The following is a 17,499-nucleotide window of genomic DNA, read 5'->3' as shown; positions in this document are numbered from 1 at the left end:
CTGCCGACGACTCTAGGAACGAACCCGACGCACGATTTGCCGCCCCGCGCACGGACCCTTGCGGAATCACGCGCCCCGGCCGCCCCCTTCGCCCGCGCACGACGGCCGGCCCCGAAGGGGGCCGGCCGGGGGAGGAGAGGGAACGGGCCGGGGAGGGGGGAGCGGGCTAAGGAAGGCCGGCGCTCACCGGCCCGGTGGGCCGCCGGGTCACCGGGCGGGTGAGAGGGCCGCCGCGCGGGCGCCGCACCGTCGGCGTGGACAGGGCGATCTCGCGCCGGGCCGTCTCCGCGATCTCGATGATGCGCTCGGCGTGCGGCAGCAGCCGCATGCCCGCCTCGGTCAGGGACAGCCGGCGCCGGCTGCGGTCGAACAGCTCGGTCCCGACGGCTTCTTCGAGGTTCTTGATCTGGGCGGTCACGGTCGACTGGGCGTAGTGCAGGTTCTTGGCGGCCTGCGTGAAGCTCAGCTCGGCCGCCACCTCGCGAAAGGCCCGTAACTGTTGGAACTGCATGACATGGCCCCTTTCTCCGACCACGCTCCTGGGACAAGGGAAGATACCAGCATGCCTGTTTCTGTTCGACCCTGGTCGGTCGTTCAGTCGGACATCGCCACCGGCGACATCAGGTCCCGGGCGAGCTGCGGCATCACGCCGTCCAGCAGCTCCCCCTCCCGCACCGCCCCCTCCGCGGTGCGCGGCAGCTCGTCCACGGCCACGGCGTGCGCGTACAGGGCGGGCAGATTGCGCTGGCAGGCCGCGAGCACGGCCCGCCGCCCGGAGATCTCCCGCTCCGGCGAGAGCGGTACGAACGCCACCACCAGCGCGCCGCCCAGCTCGGGCAGCTCGGTGTGGACCACGGCGCACTCCCGCACGCAGGCCAGCTCGAGCAGCTCCCCCTCCAGGGCGAAGAAGCCGCTGTCCAGGTCGGCGTCCGGGACGTCCTCGAAGAGGTCGAACGCGGGGTGGACGGTCATGCGGAGACCTCCTGATGCACGGTCTGCTCCAGCTGGAGGTTGAGGGTGATGATCGGAAGCACCGCTTCCAGCAGCTCGGCGGTCCGGATCCGGCCCATGGGGCTGTAGGGGATGTGGTCGACCGCGATCACGTGGGCCGGGATCGACGGCACCCGGCGGGCACAGGCGGTGCGCAGCGCGGTGTGTCCCGAGACCTCGCGGCCGACGGCGACGGCGATGAACGGCACGACGAGCGCGTCGCCGAGCGCGGGCAGACTGACCCGCACCACGGCGGTGTCGCGCAGGCAGGGCAGGTTGAGCAGGTCCGACTCGAGGCGGAACAGCGCCGCGTCGAGGGCGCGGTCGCGGGCGGGCGACGTCACGCCCGAACCGCGCCCGGTCAGGGTGAGCCGGCCCTGCTCGTCGAGGACGCCCAGGTCGTCGGTGACGAAGAAGCGCTGCTCCCCGGCTCCCGCGTCGAGGGTGACGAACGCGTCCTCGCCGTCGAGGTAGCCGTCCATCACGTGGTGCCCGCAGACGGCGACCCGGCCGGGTCTTCCGGCCGGCAGCACGGCCCCCTCCGCGTCCAGGACCGCGATCGTGGTGCCGAACACCGCCCGTCCCGTGCGCATGCGGGAGACCTGCCCCTCCTCGGGGGTGAGGATCGCGCTCAGCCCGGTCTCGGGTGTCGTGTACGCCAGGTGCAGCACGGGGCCGAGCCGCTCCCAGGCGGCGTTGACCGTCCAGCGGCCCAGGTGCCGGCCGGGGGTGATCACGCAGCGCAGACGCCCCAGGGACGCCAGCGGCGCGGACGCCGGGTGGGCCAGCAGCCGGCCGAGCGCGCCGGGGTCGAACACCGCGGTGGTGACGTGTTCGGCGGTGACGAGCGCGGCCAGGGTCCGCGCGTCCCCCGTGGCGTCCAGCACCACGGTGGCGCCCACCGCGAGCAGGGTGCGCGCCAGTTGCAGGGAGAGGGGCAGCCACAGGGGTGCGGCCACCAGGTGCGTGTCGTGCGCGTCGAATCCGAACTCGTCGATCAGACCGACCAGCCCGCGCCCCTCGGTGGCGGCCCGGCGCACCGTGATCCGCTGCCCGCCGGGCACCACACCGAGGGACTCCCGGTGCAGCGGTCCGGGCAGCCGGCGCAGCGGCTCGCTCTCCGACAGACGGCGCGACGACACCTCCGTGCACGGCGCACCGGAAGCCTCCGGGGTCCCGGCTCCGCCCGGCACGGGCTCCCGCACGTCCGTCGCGGGTACGTCCTCCGCCGGTCCGGTCCCGCCCTCCGTCGTGGTGTCCAGCGTGATCCACGAGGACGCGGGCCCGTTCGGCCACGTGCGTCCCTCCAGCAGCGGCCGGTGGTGCGGGTCGACGAACACCGCGCACGGGTCGAGCGTGCCGAGGAGGGCGTCGAGCCGGTCGCCCTCCTGCGCGGGGTCGAGCCCCGTGCAGGGGATGCCGAGCGTCGCGCAGGCGGCCAGGGCGACCGCGAGTTCCCCGCTCGGGTCGGCCAGGAACACCGCGCGGACGGGGCCGGCTTCGGGCAGCCGGGCCACGAGGCCGGCCGCGCACCGGTCCACCGCGTCGGCGAAGTCCGTCCAGGACAGACGCGTCGCGCCGTCCACGACGGCGATCGCGTCGGGGCGGGCAGCCGCATGCCGGCGGATGTCGTCAAGCTTGATCATGTGGCTTCTCCGTGGTCGGTGAGCCCGGGCTCCGGCGTCCGGCCCTCGTCGCACCTCCGCGCCGGGCAGCGGGCATCGGGTACGGCACGCACGGCGGGTGCGGAAGCGGATCAAGCGCCAGGGGAGCTGGTGACAGAAAAACAAACCCGCATGCGGGTTTTCAATTCGTATCGGAAAGTGCGATGCCACGGTGCCGGTGTGTCAGGTCCGCGCGCCCCCGCGCCCATGGGCGCCGATCATCAAAGTCACCGGCCCGCCGACCCACGGAGGACGCCTTGCGCGACGCCCGGACCCGTCCGCCGGCCGCCTGCCGCCCGCCCGGCCGGGCGGTGCCCGCATGAGGCCCCTCGCCGTGCTCGTCGGCCTGCCCGGGGCGGGCAAGTCCACCGTGGGGCGGCTGATGGCCGGACACCTCGGCGTCGGCTTCCGGGACACCGACGAGGACGTCGAGTCCGGTACCGGACGGTCCGTCGCGCAGCTCTTCGCCCGGGACGGGGAACACCGGTTCCGGGAACTGGAGAAGGCGGCGGTGCGCACCGCGCTCGCCGAGCACACGGGAGTGCTCGCGCTGGGCGGGGGCGCCGTCGTCGATCCGGACACGCGCGGGCTGCTCGCGGGCGGTCCGGTGGTCCACGTCGACGCCGAGGTGCGAGAAGTGCTGAGCCGCCGCGGGGGCGTCGCGGGCCGTCCGCTGCTCACCGGGGACGCCGCCGCCCGGCTGCGGGAACTGGCCGCGCGGCGCGCGCCGTTCTACCGCGAGGTCGCCCGGGTGACCGTACCCACCCGGGGCCGCGACGCCGCGCAGGTCGCGTGGGCGGCTCTGCGGTCCCTGTCCCTCCGGCCGGCCCGCTGACCGGCCCCGCCGGCTCCGCGCCGCGCCGTGGGCGGCCGCTGCCCGCCGGCGCCGCGCACCCGGGCGTGAACAGGCCGCCTCCTCGACGGCCGGCCTCCCGTTCCGGGGCCGGACGGCACCGAGAGCCGCAGGCGCCCGCCGGTGCGCGCCTTCGGCGTCGCAGCCCTCGGGCGGGCCTGCGGCGGACCGGACCGCAGCGGCTGTCGAGGGCGTGCCGCCGGGGCCCTGGAGCGGCGCGGGCCCGGCACACCGGAAGCCGCCGTGGCGGGCCGGTCGTGATGCCGTCCCGGAGCCGGCGCGTCGTCACTCCCGCGGACGGGCGGCACCGAGGCCGCCGCGACCGCCGCGGCAGGCCGTCCGCGACCGGCGGCTGCGGACGGCCGAGCGGTTGCGGACGGCCGAGCGGTTGCGGACGGCCGAGCGGTTGCGGCAGCCGGTCGTCCGTTCCGCGGACAGCCTGCTCGGGCCGGGCCGGCCGCGTCGCCGCCCGGGCGCCGAGGGGCCGCCGCGCTCCCCCTGCCCGCGGCGGGCCCGTTCACCCGGCGGCGGCCTGCTCCTGCTCCTGCTCGGCCCTGGCCATCAGCCGTTTGCCGCGGTCGGTCGCGATGTCCAGCTGCTCGTACGTCTCGGGGGTCGCGATCACACGGGCGAGCCCCCGGTAGAGGACCGCTATCCGTTCCTCCAGGTCACTGCGGTCGCTCATCACCTCCGACATCAGCTGCACCCCGCTGAACGCGCCGACGATCATCTGCGCGGCGTCGGGGATGTCGACGTCCGGCAGCAGCTCGCCCCGCTCGTCCGCCTCGGTGAGGATCCTGAGGTGCGCGTCGATCCACGCCTGGTACGGAACCCGGCGGTCGAGCTCGTGCACCTGGTCCACCGCCAGCCGGATGCTGCCCTGCAGCATCCGGTCGAAGGTGAGGCGGTGGGCGACGAGCAGCCCCATGTCGAGCACTTCCTGGAGCTTGACCGTGCGCTCGCCGGGCGGCACCTCCAGGTAGCCGATCTGGCCGCCGACCTGTTCGTCGAGGACGGCCTGGGCGAGTTCCACCTTGGACGCGAAGTGGAAGTAGAAGGCTCCTTTCGTCACCCCGCACCGGTTGTAGACGTCGTAGATCGTGGCCCCCGCGTAGCCGTGCTCGGCGAAGACCTCACCGGCTGCGTCGAGGATCGCTTTCCTGGTCCTGACCGCACGCTCCTGTCGTGCCACGCGGCCTCCCATCTGTGCTCAGCCGCCCGGAAGGACAGCTTCCTGTGCCTGTTCGACGGGCCCGTCGTCCATCCCATTGAAAAACAAACCCGCATGCCTGTACTTTACCGACCGCGGGGGGCGATCGGCCATACCTCACCGCGTGCACCTTCACCGACGAAGGGACAGCAATGACATCGAGTGCTATGGCTTCACAGACCCGGGGACTCCACAAAGGGGCGCACTACGCCCTGTTCCCGCAGGTCAAAGCCGCAAGACCGCCCGTCGCGCCGAGACCGGTGGCCCGGGAACTCGTCCACCGGGCACAGGCGCACGACGTGCTCCCCACCGAACTGACCCGCCACGACGACACCAACTTCACGGTTTCCGCACGCCTCCCCCATCGCCACCGGCTCTTCACGACCGCGGACGGCCGGTGCACGGCCTCATACGTGCTGGAGGCGATCCGGCAGACCACGCTCCTGGTCTCACACGCCGAACTGGGCGTTCCCCTGGGCCACCACTTCGTGATGTGGGACATGGGCCACCGCCTCGACGTGGAACTGCCGACCCTCGACACCCCCTCCACAGGGATCACCCTGGACGTCGAGGTGACGGACCTGCGCCGACGCGGCGCCGTACCGTCCGCGGTGGCGCTGGAGATGACGATCCGCGCGGCGGGACGCGCCGTCGGCGCCGGCTCCATCCGCTTCAACATCACCTCGCCCGCCGCGTACACCCGCATACGCGGCTCCCTCCCCACCACCGGCGCCCCCGACCTGGCCGCCGCACTGCCCACCCCGGTGGACCCGCCGACCGTCCACCACGCCCGGGCGTGCGACGTCGTCCTCGCCGCGGCCGACCGGCCCGGCCGCTGGCGGCTGCGGGCCGACCCGGCCAACACCCTCTTCTTCGACCGGGTCAACGACCACATCCCTGCGATGGTCCTGGTCGAGGCCGCACAGCAGGCCGCCGGCCTGACCGCCCCCAGGAGCCGGTTCGTCCCGTCGTCCTCCAGGATGAACTTCAGCCGGTACGTCGAGCTCGACCAGCCGTGCTGGATCGAGGCCCACCAGGACACCACCGAGGACGGAACGACCTCGGTCCGCGTGACCGGTCACCAGGGCGAGCAACTCGCCTTCGTGATCGAGTTCGCCGACACCGCCGCCCGATAGGGCCCCGCGGCGCCACGCCGCCTTCCCGCGGGAGACCGCCCGGCAGGGCCGCCGTCCCGCTCTCCGACGGAGCCGAACCGCCGTCGCCGTACGAGTCCGTGCACGACCCCCCTCCGCGGGTGCCGCCTCGCCGTCCCCCCGCACCGGCATCCCCCCACGGCCTGCCCCGGCAGAGCACGTCACCGGGTGCGTCCCCCTCGTACGCGCGCCACGTGCCGCCCCCTCCACCGGCCCGTCACCGTCCCTCCCCCAGCGGAAGAGCCCCCGGTCACACCTGTACGCCGAGGAGGCCGCCGCCGTGCGCTTGCCGGGTCCCGACCGCGCCCCACCGCGCCGGGACCCGGCAAGCGCGCACACCTGCGACGACGCCGAAAGCGGCACCCCGCCGCAGCCGCTCAACGGACCGTCCAGCCACCGTCCACCGGCACGGTGGCGCCGACGACGAACGAAGCCCGGTCGCTGCCGAGCCAGGCGGCGGCCTCGGCGATCTCCTCCGGGTCGGCCAGACGCGGCAGGGGCGTGGCGCTGCGGATCAACTCCTCGGCACCGGGCTGCCGTTCGAGCCAGTCGTCGAGCATCTCGCCGCGCGTCGAGCCCGGCGCGATGACGTTGATGCGGATGCCGTGCGCCGCGTACTCCGCTGCCGCCGCCTTCGTCAGTCCGATCACGGCGTGCTTGGAGGCGACGTAGGGGGCCGCGACGGGGGTGGCGACCAGTCCCGCGGTACTGCTGGTGTTCACGATGGCCCCGCCGTACGGCAGCATCGCGCGGATCTGGTGCCGCATGCAGTTCCACACCCCGCGCACATTGGTGTCCATGATCAGGTCGTACAGCTCGTCCGCCGTCTCGTGCAGGGGGACCTGGGGGGCCGCGGCGCCGGCGTTGTTGAAGGCGACGTCCAGCCGCCCGAAGCAGGCGAGCGTGCGCTCCACCGCGGCGGCCACCTCGGCACCGCGCACGACGTCGGCGGTCGTGAACTCCGCCTCGTGTCCCGCGGCGCGCAACTCGTGGGTGAGGGCCCGCAGCCTCTCCTCGCGACGGGCCACCAGCATCACCGCCGCGCCGTCGCGGCAGAACACGCGTGCGGCCGCGGCGCCGATCCCGCTGCTCGCCCCGCTGATGAAGACGCACTTACCTGCCAAAGGGCCGTCCCGCTTCATGATCCACAAACTATCGGAGGAGCCTTCTCCGCCCTCGCCCGTGGACACGATCGACCGGATTCCTCCGTCGCCACACGGGACTTCGCCCCGGCTTCACCGCCCGGACGGCCCTCTCGCCCGGGCGCCGACCTGACACACGTGGCCGGATACGGACTCCCGCCCGCCGTACCGAACGGCCGGCCCGGTCTCACTGGACGACGCCCACGGTGTAGGCGTTGTGCGGGACACCGCCCAGCAGACGGGCGCCCGCGGACTGGAGGACCTGGTCCTGGGCCACGACGTGCTGGCACATCGTGGTGAGGTCGCGCAGCCAGCGGTCCAGCACGGAGGGCCGGTAGACCGCGGCGGTCGCCACCAGGTCGAAGAGGGAGGCCACGACGGAACGGGCCGTACGGAAGGCGCCCGCCCGGGCCAGCACGGTCGCCACCTGCTCGTCGGGCGTGGGCACGTCACCGGCCTGGAGGACCTCCCACTGCTCGCGCAGGCTGCCGTAGACGGCGTACCGGGCCGCGGCCAGCTCCATCTCCGCCCGGGCGACGGCCGTCTGGACGCGGTAGCTCTCCGACCACGGCGTCCGCGCGGCGCGGTCGACACGGGTCGCCGCCATCCGGCGCACATGGTCGATCGCGGCACGGGCCACCCCGAGCGGCACACCGGGCATGTTGCGCAGCACCGCGTCGGACGTGGCGGCGGCGCCGGTGACCCGCGGCCGGGCGAAGCTGAACGTGTACTCCTCGGGCACGTACAGGTTCTCCGTGCGGTAGTCCCTGCTGCCGGAGCCGGCCAGACCGGTCGTGTACCAGGTGTCCTCGGTCTCGAAGTCCTCGACGGGAGCCACCACGATGCGCCAGTTGCCCGGGGCCCCGGGCGGCCCGGGCTCGAGTTCGCCGCGGCGGGTGACCAGCACACCGCCGACGACCCAGGTGCTGTGGGTGATCCCGCTGCCGAAGTGCCACTGCCCCGTCACCCGGTAGCCGCCGGGCACCCGCTCGGCACGGCCCGTCGGCGTGATCGCCCCGGCGGTGACGGCGTCCGGGTCGGCCAGCAGCCGGCGCGCGACGTCCTCGCGGAGGAACCCCGCGTAGATCGGGGTGTCCATGCCGATCATCGCGCACCAGGCGGCGGAGGCGTCACCGGTGGCCAGGGCCTCGACGACCTCCGTCTGCTGCACGGCGTCGAGTTCGGGCCCGCCCCACGCCTTGGGACGGGCCATGCGGAAGACACCGGTCCCGCGCAGCAGCTCGACGACGTCCGGCGGCAGCTGCCGGCTGTTCTCGATGTCCTCGGCCCGTTCGCGCAGCCGGGGCGCGACGGCGCGGGCGCGCGCCAGGATCTCCTCCGCGGTGAGGGCGCCCTCCTCGGCGGAGACGGAATCCAGCAGGTCGATGAGGCTCATGCGGCCTTCTCCTTCCCGGCGCGCGGGACTCACGCGTAACGCCCCGCGGCGATGACGTGGTGGGGATCGACGGCGTCCTTCAGCCGCCGGGCGAAGGCCCGCGCACCGGCGCCCGCGGGCAGCCGGCCGGCCCAGCCGGTGTGATCGACGTCGAGGCGGTAGGGGAGGAACCCCTCGCCCGCGAACAGTTCGTAGAGCCGGTCCAGCGCCCGGTGGGCCCGCTCGGCCTCCTCGCCGCGCCGGGCGAACCTCATCGTCACGACGCAGTCGACGACGTCCGCGCCGAGCACGTTGAGCGTGACCCCGCACCGGATCCCGGTCTCCGCGCGCACCTGCCCGACCAGTTCGTCCGCCCGCGCCAGCGCCGCCCCGCCGAAGGGCACCAGCGGCAGGAAGAACAGGAAGCCGCCCTCCTCGTCCAGCCGCCCGGCCGGACGGCCCGTCTTCGCCTCGAACAGCGCGTCCGACGGGTCCGGGTCACCCGCGTACGCGCGCTCCACCCGTACGGCGACGTCGTGGCCGGCCGCGTCCGGATCGGTCGCGTCGGAGTCCGAGACCGCGCTGAACAGGCGGGACCTGACGGCCTCCACGACGAGGATGCCGCTCAGCGCGTCCACGACCTCCGGCGTCCCGTCGACGCACACATGGACCAGGTACTGGCCGGGCTCGCCGCCGTACGCCCGGGCGGCCACCTCGTTGTAGATCTTCACCACACCGCGGGTCAGTCCCTGGGTCACCCAGCGCCGCACCTCGGCGGCGGCCGCCTCCACCCGGTCGGGGGCGAAGGCGAGCCGGACCACCCGCAGCGCCTCGGGCCTCGGCAGCAACCGCACGGTGGCCGCGGTGACCACGCCGAGGTCGGACTGCACGAACAGCTGCACCAGCGAAGGGCCGAGACCGTGGGCGTAGACCGGGGTCGGCCGGTCCTGCTCGGGCCACCAGCCGACCCGGATCAACTCGCCGTCGGGCAGCACGACCTCCAGGCCCGTCAGGTCCTCCACCCGCTGGTGGCGCAGGCCCACACCGCGGTCCAGGGCGTTGCCGACCACGCTGGTGTGCGCGGAGGAGGCCGTCACGTTCAGCATGCGCTCGCTGCCCTCGAGGAGCCGGGCGAGGCGGGCCTGGGTGACGCCGGGTTCCACCACGGCCCAGCCCCGGGCGACGTCGACGTCGCGGATCCGGTCGAGGCCGGACAGGTCGAGCACCACCGCCCCGTCCCGCGCGGGCTCGCGCGAGCCGAGCCCCCAGTTCCCGCCGGTGCTGAAGGCGTGCAGCGCGGCGGGAGTCTCCCCGTCGGCGAACAGCTCCACGACGCGCCGTACGTCCTCGGCCGTCCGCGGCCGTACCACCCCGAAGACGGCGCGCGGGCGGTAGAGGCCGGCGTTCGGCCCGAGCGTGGTGGCCGGCGTGCCGGTCGTCTCCTCGTCGGGGTACGTGACCCGGTCCGCGCCGACCACCTCTGCCGCCTCGGCGAGCACGGCCTGGAGACGGCCGGCGGCGGACGCCTCGTGCCGGGTGCCTGCTTCGGGAAGAACGGTCATCGGGACACCTCGGGGTTCCTTGGGCAGCGGCGTGGACGTGGCGGACACGGGGGTGCTCGGAACGGCGGACGGCCGTGGACAGCCGTGAACGGCCGTGGGCACACGGCTCGTCGTGCGAGACCTCCACGCTAGGAAGGCGCGTGCGTTTCCGTTCCCGTGTTCGCGCACGCCCATTGAGTGGTTCGCGCACACCTTCCGCCCTCGAAACGACCTCCGCCCTCCGGCCCCGGCCCCCGAACGGACGGTGCGACGACCCGCGGCCGACCGACTTGGTGCGGAGGTACGGAGTCCTCCGGGCCGGAGGCTCGGAGGACGGCCCGCCCCCTGCCGCCACCACGCTTTCGGTGCTGTCTTTCCGTCACGGCCGGCACCACCCGGGACTCGGCACCGCTGCTGCTGACCAGGGCCTTCACGGGTCAACGGCGCCGCACGCGAAGCGAGCTGAGCCACCGGGGGTTCTTTTTTTAAGAGGGATTTCCGAAAACCGGCCTCTGAGCTGCGGGTTTACGTGAGCAAATGTCGGTGGCCGCCGACATTACGCCTCCCTGAATGTCGTTGAGCGCCGACATTCCGAGGGGAAAGTTGCGTCTGTCCGCAACTTCCGTCGGAAACATGCGGACAGACGCAACTTTCCCTCACCGAGGGCGTTCACAGGCAGAACCGGGCCGGTCCCGGCCGGATGCCCTGGTTCCGTATCGGGGCCGGAACACCGTATGCCGGTGGCCGCCGACACAGACTTGCCGCCACCCGCAACTCTCCGGGGCGGAACATGCGGATGGCCACAACTTTTGCCGTACAGTGCCCAGCACCTGTATGCGAAAGGATCCCCACATGGGTGAATCTGCACAGCCTCTGCGTGGATTGCACGCGGGGCCCGGACCACAGCAGGCGAGACCGGTACGGGCGGTGAGGGCCGACGACGGCCCGGACCTGGCGCGCCTGATCGCCGAACAGTTCGGCAAGACCCCGGTGCACGAGGTGAAGACGACCGTCTACCGGCGGCCCCCGCACGACATGCTCGGCGCCGACGGCTACTCGCTCGTCAGCAACTACTTCCTGCGGCGCGTGCTGCCCTACTGCCTGATGCACAACGCCATCACGAAGCTGCAGTCGGCCGTGCTGTCGAACATCATCGGCCGGCAGAAGAAGGGCAGGATCGCGGTCACCCACGCGGAGATCGCGGAGGAGCTCGGCGTGAAGCGCACCAGCATCGGCCACGCCCTGGACGCCCTGTGCGAGAAGAACCTGATCCACCGGACCAAGAGGTCGACCTATCAGCTCAATCCCCGTGTGGCCTACAACGGCAACGGGCAGGAGCAGTACGACTTCCTCGCCGAACTGCGGGCCCTCGCCCTGGACTCCCGCTTCCCCGACGAACTCTCCCCCGAACTGACCCGGTTCCCCAAGACCGGCACCGGCTGACGGAAGGGATACTGATCGCCATGCTCTTCAACACCACGGGCCTGCTGGGCATGCTGCACCAGCTCCGGCTGACGCCGACGGCCATCGACGTCCTGTCGGTGATGGTGGCCCACCAGCAGCCGGGCGGCTCGGTCGGCATGAACCAGTCCGAGATCGACGAGATCCTCGGCGTGGGCCAGGCGTCGATGAGCCGTGCCATGGCCCTGCTCGTCGAGCGGGGCATCGTCCTGCGCTCGGGAGGCGGCCGGGGCCACCGCTACGCCCTCAACCCGGCCGTCGCCGGCTACGAGTCGCAGACGGAGCTGGAGAAGGAGATGACCCAGCTCCTGTCGGTGGGCGGCCCGCCCTCCATCAGGGTCCCCGGCTACGGCAAGCGTCCCCCCAAGCCCGGCAAGGGCGGCCTCCACGCCGTCGCCTGACGCGGGAGAAGCAGCAAGGCCCCGGCGGGACTGCCGGGGCCTTGCCGCACCTGTACGCGAATCTGCGACCACCCCAGTATGCCTCCGAGCCCGGCACGGCACCATGCGAGGCGGAGCGGGAGGCCGGGAAACGACGCGACGAGAACCGGCGCCGGGCCCACCCGGCCGTCCCCGCCCGCCTTCCGGCAGACCCCGACGTCGCCCTGATCGAGGCCCAGGCGAAGGTGCCGATCGTCCGGTTCCGGAGCGACGGGCTGCTCGCCTGCGTCGACCATGTGAACACGAAAGACGGCTCTTTCCTTGCCGGACCGGCAAGAGAGTTTGCTTCCTTTGTCGGAGCCCCGCACCGTGTGCCGCATGAACGACAAACTGGATTCCGGCGTTTTCGATGTAGTCGTGATCGGCGGCGGTGTGGCCGGCCTGTCAGGGGCGCTGACCCTGTCGCGGGCCCGGCGGTCGGTGCTGGTGCTGGACGCGGGGGAGCCCCGCAACGCCCCCGCCGCTGCGGCTCACGGCCTGCTCTCGCGTGACGGGGTGGCGCCGCTGGACCTGCTGCGTGCCGGGCGGGCCGAGGTGAGCCGGTACGGCGGGCAGGTGCTCTCCGACCGTGCCACGCACGCCATGCGCGTGGAAGGGCTCTTCGTCGTCGGCACGCAGAGCGGTGCGAGCTTCCGGGCCCGGCGGCTGCTGGTGACCACGGGCCTGGTGGACGAGCTGCCGCAGGTGCCGGGGCTGCGCGAGCGGTGGGGAAGGGACGTGCTGCACTGCCCCTACTGCCATGGGTGGGAAGTACGGGACACGCCGATCGGTGTGCTCGGCACAAGTGCGGCCTCGGTGCACCAGGCGCTGTTGTTCCGCCAGTGGTCCAGCCGGGTGACGCTCTTCCTGCACACGGCGCCGGAGCCCGAGGAGGAGCAGTGGGAGCGCCTGGCGGCCCGCGGCGTCGAGGTCGTGCAGGGGGAGGTGACCGGCCTGGAGGTCGTGGACGACACGCTCCGAGGCGTCCGGCTCTCCTCGCGGCTGGTGGTCCCCGTGCGGTCCCTGGCGGTGGCCCCGCGGTTCCTCGCGCAGGGCGAAGTCCTGGCCGGCCTCGGCATAGGCCCGGCGCCGCACCCCATGGGCGTCGGCACCTATGTGCCATCCGGTCCCGGCGGCGCAACGGATGTCCCCGGCGTCTGGGTGGCCGGCAATGTCGCCGATGTGATGGCCGGGCTCGTCCAGGCGCAGGCCGGCGGTGCGACGGCCGCGGCCGCCATCAACGCCGACCTCGTCGACGCCGATATCGACGAGGCCCTCGCACGCCGGCGCGCCGCCCCGCGCGAGGACTTCAGCGCCGCGATCGAGGCGCAGGTCACCGAGCACGTGCTGGGCGGGCGGCGGCACGGCCTCGACTCCCTGCTTCCCGGTACGAAGTGACCGCGATGCGGTCAGGCGGGGCGGGCCCTGAGGTGGGCCCGCTCGCCCTGCTTGCCGAAGATGACCAACAGCTCCACCGGCTGATCGTCGTCGGCGCCCAGCCAGTGCGGAACATGGGTGTCGAATTCCGCCACTTCACCTGGTGTGAGGAGCAGGGAGCGTCCGCCGAGGAACAGGCGCAGCCGGCCGTCCAGCACGTAGATCCACTCGTAGCCCTCGTGGACCTGGAGCTCGGGTTCGCCGCTGCTGGGGCTGATGACGAGTTTGTGGGCGTGCAGCCCGCCGGGGCGGCGGCTCAGTGGCACATAGGTCATGCCGTCGCGGGTGACGGGCCGCAGGTGCACGCGCGGATCGCCCGTCTCGGGCGCCCCGACCAGCTCGTCCAGGGGGACCCGGTAGACGTGGGCCAGGGGGAGCAGGAGCTCCAGGTTCGCTTTGCGGCCGCCGCTCTCCAGCCGGGAGAGCGTGCTTTCGGAGATCCCCGTGGTCTGGGAGAGGGCGGCCAGCGTGATACCGCGCTGCAGGCGCAACGCCCGCAGTCGCGGTCCGATCGCCGTCAGGACCCGATCGATGTTCGTCATGACGCCCATCTTGCCAAAAGAGCATGAAGGTTTGTGCTTTCGGCATGACCTGTTCCAACCTCCGGGCCATGCAACGGCGCACGCCGCCTTGTCGCCCCCGTCCTCGGTTCCGGCTCAGGAGAGATGTCCATGGCCAGCCCCGCCCGTGCCCGAAAGGCGCCCGGCCCCACCACGCCGGATCCCCATCGGTGGATGACGCTCGTCGTGGCGTCCATTGCCACCCTGATGGTCGTCCTCGACGTGTCCATCGTGAACATCGCCATGCCCCGGGCCCAGAGCGATCTCGGCATGAGTGACGCCGGCCGCCAGTGGATGATCACCTCCTACGCACTCGCCTTCGGCGGCCTGCTCCTGCTCGGTGGCCGCATCGCCGACTTCGCCGGCCGCAAAAGGATCCTCCTGATCGGCCTGCTCGGCTTCGCCGCCGCCTCCATGCTCGGCGGCCTCGCTTCCACCCCGGGCATCCTGTTCGCAGCCCGCGCCCTGCAAGGAGCCTTCGCCGCTCTCCTCGCCCCGGCCGCCCTCTCCCTGACCACCGTCGCCTTCACCGACCCCAAGGAACGCGCAAAGGCCTTCGGCATCTTCGGCGCGTTCCAGGGCGGGGGCGGTGCCGTAGGACTGCTGCTGGGCGGAGTGCTGACGGAATACGCGGGCTGGCGCTGGTGCATGTACATCAACGTCCCCATCGCCCTGGCCGCGGCCCTCGCCGCCCGCCCCCACATCCGTGAAAGCCGCGCCGCGGGCGACCGTCACTACGACATCCCCGGAGCCGTGCTGGTGACCGGTGGACTCGTCGCCCTCGTCTACGGCTTCGCCCAGGCCGCCGACGGCGGTGGCTGGACCGCCCCGGCCACACTGCTGCTCCTGGCCGCGGCCGTACTTCTTCTGACCGCGTTCGTCGTGGTCGAGCACCGCAGCGCCCACCCGCTCCTCCCGCTGCGCGTCATCCTCGACCGTTCCCGTGCCGGCGTGTTCCTGGCCAACCTCCTCATCGGTGCCGGCATGTTCGGCATGAACCTCTTCATGACCTACTTCCTGCAGGTCAACCTGGGCTACACACCCCTGCAGGCCGGGATCGCCTTCCTGCCCTTCAGCATCGGCATCATCGCCACCACCACCCTCGGTTCCCCGCTGGTCACCCGCCTCGGCCCCAAGGCTCTGATGGCGGCAGGAAGCGCGCTGGCCACGGTGGGACTGTTCTGGCTCACCCGACTCGACACCGCGTCCGGCTATGCGGGCGAGGTCCTCCCGACCCAGATTCTCGTCAGTGCAGGCGTCGGCCTGTTCTTCCTGGTCGGCCCCAACGTGGCCCTGTCCGGCGTCGGTCCGCACGACGCCGGTGTCGCCAGCGCCGTCCTGAGTACCAGCCAGCAGATCGGCGGGGCCCTGGGTCCCGCCCTGCTCAACACCCTCTACGTCTCCGCCGTCACCGGCTACCTCGCCTCCCGCAGCGAAAGCCCCGGCCAGGCCCCCCGGGCCGTGCGGATGGAGGCCTACCTCCACGGCTACCGCCTTGCGTTCATCGTGGCGGGCGCCCTCCTGGCCGCCGCCGTCGTCGCACTGCTCGCCCTGGTGAGGACGCCCAGGAGCACGGCCGGCGACGCGACCGCACCCTGCACGGGCCACTGAGCCCACCCGGGCCCTGGCCCCGATCCGCCCCGAAGTCACCCGAAGGAAAGGCACACACGCAATGGACGAAAGCATCCGCGAAATCCATGCCGTCAACGAAGCCGCCGGCTTCTGGGAGCAGCTCTACCGCGGCAAGGACAGCGTCTGGAAGGACACCGCGAACCCTCTGCTCGCCGAAACGGCCCAGCACCTCGCACCCGGCCACGCCCTCGACCTGGGCTGCGGCGAAGGCGGAGACACCCTCTGGCTCGCCACCCACGAATGGCACGTCACCGCAGTCGACATCGCCCCCACCGCCCTGCAGCGCACCCGTCGGCTCGCCGCCCGAAACGGCCTCGCGAACAGCGTGCGCACCGAACAGCACGACTTGGCGGAGACCTTCCCCGCCGGCACTTTCGACCTCATCTCCGCCCAGTACCTGCAGACCCCTTACGCCTTCCCGCGTGCCGACGTCCTGCGCCGCGCCGCACACGCGCTCACTCCCGGCGGAATCCTCCTGATCGTCGACCACGGCTCAGTACGCCCCTGGGCCTGGAACACCGATCCCGACACCCACTTCCCCAGCCCGGAAGACATCTACGACGAACTCGCCCTCGACCCGGCGCGGTGGACGCCTCAGCGCCTGGCCACCCCGCAACGGGTGGCCACCGGCCCCGGCGGACAGACCGCGACCGTCACCGACACGGTCGTCGCCATACGTCGCCTCGCCTGACCCCTCCCACCCCACGCACACCGCACGACCGCGCAACCGCACTTCAGGAGTCACCTTCATGACCGACCTCTTCGCACCCGCCACGGTGGGCAAGTGGAAGCTGAACAACCGCATCGTCATGGCCCCCATGACCCGCAACCGGGCCACCCCCGACGGCGTCCCCACCAGCCTCATGGCGACCTACTACACCCAGCGGGCCACCGCCGGACTGATCGTGACCGAAGGGGTACAGCCCAGCGCGGTCGGACAGGGCTACATGAACTCGCCCGGCCTGCACACCCCCGAACAGATCGAAGCCTGGCGGACCGTCGCCGCCGGCGTGCACCAGGCAGGCGGCCGCATCGTGGCCCAGCTCATGCACGCCGGCCGCATCTCCCACCCCGACAACAAGCACCAGGCCGAAACCGTCGCGCCCAGCGCCATCGCCGCACCCGGCACGATGTTCACCGCCGCCGGCCCCCGGCCCCACCCCGTCCCGCGCGCTCTGACCACCGGCGAGATCCCTAAGGTCATCGACGAATTCGCCCGCGCCGCCCGCGCCGCCACCGACGCCGGCCTGGACGGCATCGAACTGCACAGCGCCAACGGCTACCTCCTGCACCAATTCCTCGCCCCCTCCACCAACCAGCGCACCGACCACTACGGCGGTTCCCCCCAGGGCCGTGCCCGCTTCGTCATCGAGGTGGCACAGGCCGTCAGCGACGCCATCGGCAGCGAACGCGTCGGCATCCGCATCTCCCCCGCCATCAACCTCCACGGCGCGCTGGAGACCGACCCCCACCTCACCGCGGCCACATACCGCACCCTCGTCGACGCGCTGTCCGGGATGGGCCTGGCCTACCTGCACACCATCGGCGACCCCGCCTCCCCGCTCCTCACCGACCTCGCGGAACGCTTCGGCGGTTCCCACATCGTCAGCAACGGCTGGGACCCCGTCACCGACCTCACCGCCGCACAGGAACTGGTCACCACCGGACAGGCCGACCTCGTCGCGGTCGGGCGCGCCTTCATCGCCAACCCCGACCTGGTACAGCGCTGGCAGACCGGAGCCCCGCTCAACCGGCCCGACAGCACCACCTTCTACGGCGGCGACCACCGTGGCTACACCGACTACCCGCATCTGGCGCAGGGCGCCGACCTCTGATCCACCTGGGATGCGCGCAGCTGCTCCCGCATCCCGCACCGCCGGACGTCCGGCGGTGCGGGAGAACGCACTGCAGCTGTTCCTCCGCGTCGCCTGTCGGGCACTGTTCGACCGCTTCCCGAGCCTCGTCCTCGGGATGGACGAACGCGACATCCCGTGGGAGTACGACGTGGCCTTCGTCCGGCCGGCCGGCCGGACGAAGGCCACGGGACGGCAAGCCCGGTAC

The 17,499-nt window shown here is 72.6% G+C and carries 16 protein-coding genes; 8 read left to right on the top strand and 8 right to left on the bottom strand.

Annotated elements, in window-relative coordinates:
* Nucleotides 1–166 precede the first annotated feature (166 nt).
* The 3 genes from ACZ8ZB_RS35185 to ACZ8ZB_RS35175 form a co-directional block, all read right to left on the bottom strand.
* Nucleotides 167–511, bottom strand: coding sequence for a LysR family transcriptional regulator (locus ACZ8ZB_RS35185; protein ID WP_470741845.1), 345 nt, complete (start codon nt 509–511; stop codon nt 167–169).
* Between the two features lie 83 nt (nt 512–594).
* Nucleotides 595–972 (bottom strand): AMP-binding enzyme, encoded by a 378-nt coding sequence (locus tag ACZ8ZB_RS35180; RefSeq protein ID WP_470741844.1) that lies wholly within the window; start codon nt 970–972, stop codon nt 595–597.
* Nucleotides 969–2,636, bottom strand: a complete 1,668-nt coding sequence (locus ACZ8ZB_RS35175; protein ID WP_470741843.1) for a class I adenylate-forming enzyme family protein — start codon at nt 2,634–2,636, stop codon at nt 969–971. The genes ACZ8ZB_RS35180 and ACZ8ZB_RS35175 overlap by 4 nt, the downstream gene beginning before the upstream one ends.
* A 337-nt stretch (nt 2,637–2,973) precedes the next feature.
* On the opposite strand from ACZ8ZB_RS35175, the gene ACZ8ZB_RS35170 reads away from it, so the two are divergent.
* Nucleotides 2,974–3,489 carry a shikimate kinase gene (locus ACZ8ZB_RS35170; RefSeq protein WP_470741842.1) on the top strand — a complete coding sequence of 172 codons (516 nt, stop codon included), beginning with the start codon at nt 2,974–2,976 and terminating at the stop codon, nt 3,487–3,489.
* A 535-nt stretch (nt 3,490–4,024) separates the two neighbouring features.
* Here ACZ8ZB_RS35170 and ACZ8ZB_RS35165 read toward each other — a convergent pair.
* Nucleotides 4,025–4,699, bottom strand: a complete 675-nt coding sequence (locus ACZ8ZB_RS35165; RefSeq protein WP_470741841.1) for a ScbR family autoregulator-binding transcription factor — start codon at nt 4,697–4,699, stop codon at nt 4,025–4,027.
* A 185-nt stretch (nt 4,700–4,884) separates the two neighbouring features.
* Here ACZ8ZB_RS35165 and ACZ8ZB_RS35160 point away from each other — a divergent pair, with 185 nt between their 5' ends.
* The gene (locus tag ACZ8ZB_RS35160) at nt 4,885–5,853 is read left to right on the top strand and encodes a ScbA/BarX family gamma-butyrolactone biosynthesis protein (protein ID WP_470741840.1); all 969 of its coding nucleotides are present in this window, start codon (nt 4,885–4,887) and stop codon (nt 5,851–5,853) included.
* 395 nt (nt 5,854–6,248) lie between these two features.
* Here ACZ8ZB_RS35160 and ACZ8ZB_RS35155 read toward each other — a convergent pair whose 3' ends face one another.
* From ACZ8ZB_RS35155 to ACZ8ZB_RS35145, 3 genes are all read right to left on the bottom strand, one after another.
* Nucleotides 6,249–7,013: a glucose 1-dehydrogenase gene (locus ACZ8ZB_RS35155; protein ID WP_470741839.1), complete on the bottom strand. Its 765-nt coding sequence runs from the start codon at nt 7,011–7,013 to the stop codon at nt 6,249–6,251.
* Nucleotides 7,014–7,200: 187 nt separating this feature from the next.
* Complete coding sequence (locus tag ACZ8ZB_RS35150) at nt 7,201–8,409, bottom strand: acyl-CoA dehydrogenase family protein (protein ID WP_470741838.1); 1,209 nt, start codon at nt 8,407–8,409, stop codon at nt 7,201–7,203.
* Nucleotides 8,410–8,438: 29 nt separating this feature from the next.
* Nucleotides 8,439–9,950, bottom strand: a complete 1,512-nt coding sequence (locus ACZ8ZB_RS35145; RefSeq protein WP_470741837.1) for an FAD-binding oxidoreductase — start codon at nt 9,948–9,950, stop codon at nt 8,439–8,441.
* Nucleotides 9,951–10,856: 906 nt separating this feature from the next.
* Here ACZ8ZB_RS35145 and ACZ8ZB_RS35140 point away from each other — a divergent pair.
* The 3 genes from ACZ8ZB_RS35140 to ACZ8ZB_RS35130 all read left to right on the top strand — a co-directional run bounded on the left by ACZ8ZB_RS35140 (nt 10,857) and on the right by ACZ8ZB_RS35130 (nt 13,207).
* Entirely contained in the window at nt 10,857–11,372 is a 516-nt protein-coding gene (locus tag ACZ8ZB_RS35140; protein WP_470741836.1) for a replication/maintenance protein RepL, read from the top strand.
* Nucleotides 11,373–11,392: 20 nt separating this feature from the next.
* Nucleotides 11,393–11,791: a winged helix-turn-helix domain-containing protein gene (locus tag ACZ8ZB_RS35135; protein WP_037804698.1), complete on the top strand. Its 399-nt coding sequence runs from the start codon at nt 11,393–11,395 to the stop codon at nt 11,789–11,791.
* A gap of 357 nt (nt 11,792–12,148) precedes the next feature.
* Nucleotides 12,149–13,207: an NAD(P)/FAD-dependent oxidoreductase gene (locus ACZ8ZB_RS35130; RefSeq protein ID WP_470741835.1), complete on the top strand. Its 1,059-nt coding sequence runs from the start codon at nt 12,149–12,151 to the stop codon at nt 13,205–13,207.
* Nucleotides 13,208–13,218: 11 nt separating this feature from the next.
* On the opposite strand, the gene ACZ8ZB_RS35125 is transcribed toward ACZ8ZB_RS35130, so the two are convergent.
* Nucleotides 13,219–13,788, bottom strand: a complete 570-nt coding sequence (locus tag ACZ8ZB_RS35125) for a helix-turn-helix domain-containing protein (protein WP_470741834.1) — start codon at nt 13,786–13,788, stop codon at nt 13,219–13,221.
* Nucleotides 13,789–13,980: 192 nt separating this feature from the next.
* Here ACZ8ZB_RS35125 and ACZ8ZB_RS35120 point away from each other — a divergent pair, with 192 nt between their 5' ends.
* The 3 genes from ACZ8ZB_RS35120 (at nt 13,981) to ACZ8ZB_RS35110 (ending at nt 17,273) form a co-directional block, all read left to right on the top strand.
* Nucleotides 13,981–15,417 (top strand): MFS transporter, encoded by a 1,437-nt coding sequence (locus tag ACZ8ZB_RS35120; protein ID WP_470741833.1) that lies wholly within the window; start codon nt 13,981–13,983, stop codon nt 15,415–15,417.
* A gap of 61 nt (nt 15,418–15,478) precedes the next feature.
* Nucleotides 15,479–16,129, top strand: a complete 651-nt coding sequence (locus ACZ8ZB_RS35115; protein ID WP_470741832.1) for an SAM-dependent methyltransferase — start codon at nt 15,479–15,481, stop codon at nt 16,127–16,129.
* 58 nt (nt 16,130–16,187) lie between these two features.
* Nucleotides 16,188–17,273, top strand: coding sequence for an alkene reductase (locus ACZ8ZB_RS35110; protein ID WP_470741831.1), 1,086 nt, complete (start codon nt 16,188–16,190; stop codon nt 17,271–17,273).
* Nucleotides 17,274–17,499: the final 226 nt, after the last annotated feature.

This window comes from Streptomyces sp. 12E (genome assembly GCF_055633275.1).
This window is presented reverse-complemented; position numbering and strand designations above follow the sequence as displayed.

What these genes read in the sequence shown, in the direction of transcription:
- ACZ8ZB_RS35150 (WP_470741838.1), bottom strand. Translation starts at nt 8,409, where the DNA reads ATGAGCCTCATCGACCTGCTGGATTCCGTCTCCGCCGAGGAGGGCGCC.
- ACZ8ZB_RS35135 (WP_037804698.1), top strand. Translation starts at nt 11,393, where the DNA reads ATGCTCTTCAACACCACGGGCCTGCTGGGCATGCTGCACCAGCTCCGG.
- ACZ8ZB_RS35130 (WP_470741835.1), top strand. Translation starts at nt 12,149, where the DNA reads ATGAACGACAAACTGGATTCCGGCGTTTTCGATGTAGTCGTGATCGGC.
- ACZ8ZB_RS35155 (WP_470741839.1), bottom strand. Translation starts at nt 7,013, where the DNA reads ATGAAGCGGGACGGCCCTTTGGCAGGTAAGTGCGTCTTCATCAGCGGG.
- ACZ8ZB_RS35185 (WP_470741845.1), bottom strand. Translation starts at nt 511, where the DNA reads ATGCAGTTCCAACAGTTACGGGCCTTTCGCGAGGTGGCGGCCGAGCTG.
- ACZ8ZB_RS35175 (WP_470741843.1), bottom strand. Translation starts at nt 2,636, where the DNA reads ATGATCAAGCTTGACGACATCCGCCGGCATGCGGCTGCCCGCCCCGAC.
- ACZ8ZB_RS35145 (WP_470741837.1), bottom strand. Translation starts at nt 9,950, where the DNA reads ATGACCGTTCTTCCCGAAGCAGGCACCCGGCACGAGGCGTCCGCCGCC.
- ACZ8ZB_RS35115 (WP_470741832.1), top strand. Translation starts at nt 15,479, where the DNA reads ATGGACGAAAGCATCCGCGAAATCCATGCCGTCAACGAAGCCGCCGGC.
- ACZ8ZB_RS35120 (WP_470741833.1), top strand. Translation starts at nt 13,981, where the DNA reads ATGACGCTCGTCGTGGCGTCCATTGCCACCCTGATGGTCGTCCTCGAC.
- ACZ8ZB_RS35110 (WP_470741831.1), top strand. Translation starts at nt 16,188, where the DNA reads ATGACCGACCTCTTCGCACCCGCCACGGTGGGCAAGTGGAAGCTGAAC.
- ACZ8ZB_RS35180 (WP_470741844.1), bottom strand. Translation starts at nt 972, where the DNA reads ATGACCGTCCACCCCGCGTTCGACCTCTTCGAGGACGTCCCGGACGCC.
- ACZ8ZB_RS35160 (WP_470741840.1), top strand. Translation starts at nt 4,885, where the DNA reads ATGGCTTCACAGACCCGGGGACTCCACAAAGGGGCGCACTACGCCCTG.
- ACZ8ZB_RS35170 (WP_470741842.1), top strand. Translation starts at nt 2,974, where the DNA reads ATGAGGCCCCTCGCCGTGCTCGTCGGCCTGCCCGGGGCGGGCAAGTCC.
- ACZ8ZB_RS35125 (WP_470741834.1), bottom strand. Translation starts at nt 13,788, where the DNA reads ATGACGAACATCGATCGGGTCCTGACGGCGATCGGACCGCGACTGCGG.